This is a genomic window from Streptomyces sp. NPDC059456 (assembly GCF_042750055.1).
Lineage (GTDB): Bacteria > Actinomycetota > Actinomycetes > Streptomycetales > Streptomycetaceae > Streptomyces.
In genome coordinates this window covers 1-1,433 of record NZ_JBHYVA010001103.1, presented here as the reverse complement: position 1 = coordinate 1,433, position 1,433 = coordinate 1, and the positions used below count along the sequence as shown (strand labels likewise).

The 1,433-nt window shown below is 70.6% G+C and carries 3 protein-coding genes; 1 reads left to right on the top strand and 2 read right to left on the bottom strand.

All coding sequences use genetic code 11. The annotated features are described in order from the left end of the window. Nucleotides 1-30 precede the first annotated feature (30 nt). Complete coding sequence (sodN, locus tag ACFXA3_RS42495; protein ID WP_008741558.1) at nt 31-426, bottom strand: superoxide dismutase, Ni; 396 nt, start codon at nt 424-426, stop codon at nt 31-33. Nucleotides 427-609: 183 nt separating this feature from the next. Here sodN and sodX point away from each other — a divergent pair, with 183 nt between their 5' ends. Beyond that, nucleotides 610-1,029: a nickel-type superoxide dismutase maturation protease gene (sodX, locus tag ACFXA3_RS42490; protein WP_385196888.1), complete on the top strand. Its 420-nt coding sequence runs from the start codon at nt 610-612 to the stop codon at nt 1,027-1,029. On the opposite strand, the gene ACFXA3_RS42485 is transcribed toward sodX, so the two are convergent. Beyond that, the coding region (locus ACFXA3_RS42485; RefSeq protein WP_385196886.1) for a CGNR zinc finger domain-containing protein at nt 933-1,433 on the bottom strand (501 nt) is incomplete at its 5' end. The genes sodX and ACFXA3_RS42485 overlap by 97 nt on opposite strands.

Genomic DNA, 1,433 nt, shown 5'->3' with positions numbered 1-1,433 from the left:
CCCCATCGCCGTACTCGGGGAGGGCCTGGATCAGGCGGCCTTGGTCTCCCAGAAGATGCGGTCGATCTCGGCGATGAGCTCGAGGGCCTTCTGGCCGGTCGCCGGGTCGTTCGACGCCTTGGCGGCCGAGAGGGCCTTCAGGGTGTCGTTGACCAGGGTGTGCAGCTGCGGGTACTTCTCGAAGTGCGGGGGCTTGAAGTAGTCGCTCCACAGCACCGAGACGTGGTGCTTGGCGAGCTCGGCGCGCTGCTCCTTGATGGTGATGGCGCGCGCGCGGAAGTCTGCGTCCTCGTTGGCCTGGTACTTCTCCTGGACGGCCTTGACGGACTCGGCCTCGATGCGGGCCTGGGCAGGGTCGTACACGCCGCACGGAAGATCGCAGTGGGCGGAGACCTTCGCCTTGGGGGCGAAGAGGCGGGAAAGCATGGAGTTTGTCCTCCTCGTGATCGTCTTCTCAAGAGGGGAGATTACTCCGTGGGAAAGGGGATTTCGCGAGCGGCCCCGGGGGCTTAGGACAAAAGTCCAGGGTGGCGTCCGGACCGGTGAGCGAATGTACGGGAGCGTGCGGCAGCATGCGCAGGGGGACGAGAGCGGGCGAGGAGGTCGCGCATGGCGGAGAGAAGGCACTCGCGGATGGCGTTCGAGGTGCTGGAGGTGGCGGGGCCCTCGATGGTGCCGACGCTGCTGCACGGGGACCGGCTGGTGGTCCGGTACGGGGCGGCCGTGCGCCCGGGTGACGTGGTGGTGCTGCGGCACCCCTTCCAGCAGGACCTGCTGGTGGTCAAGCGGGCGGTGGAGCGGCGGCCGGGCGGCTGGTGGGTGCTCGGGGACAACCCGTTCAACGAGACCGGCGACAGCACCGACTACGGGACGGTGCCCGAGGAGCTGGTGCTGGCGACGGCGGTGCTGCGTTTCCGGCCGCGCGCGGCGGATCAGAGTTCGCTGAGGGCGCGGGTGTCCTGGGCGGTGTCGGCGCTGCGGCCGCTCTGGCCGGACGCCTCGGCCTCCAGCCGTTTGCGGGCCCGGTAGGCGGCCACGTTGGCGCGGGTGGCGCAGCGGTCGGAGCAGTAGCGCCGGGAGCGGTTGGTGGAGGTGTCGAGGTAGGCGTTGCGGCAGGGCGCGGCCTGGCACAGGCCCAGGCGGTCGGGGCCGTGCTCCGTGAGGTGGAAGGCCAGGCCGAAGGACGCGATCGCCGCGTAGCCGGCGGAGGCGTTCGAGGGGTGGTCGGCGAGGTGGATGTGCCAGTTGGGGCCGCCGTCCTCGCCGATGGTCTCGTGGCCGGAGACCTGGGGGCTGACCGGGAACTCCATGAGCAGGGAGTTCAGCAGGTCGACCGCGAGGACGTGGTCGCCGCCGTCGGAGGCCTCGAAGACCGAGCGCAGCCCGCCGCGGACGATTCGGAACCGGGTGACGTCCGCGTCGGTGAACCGGCG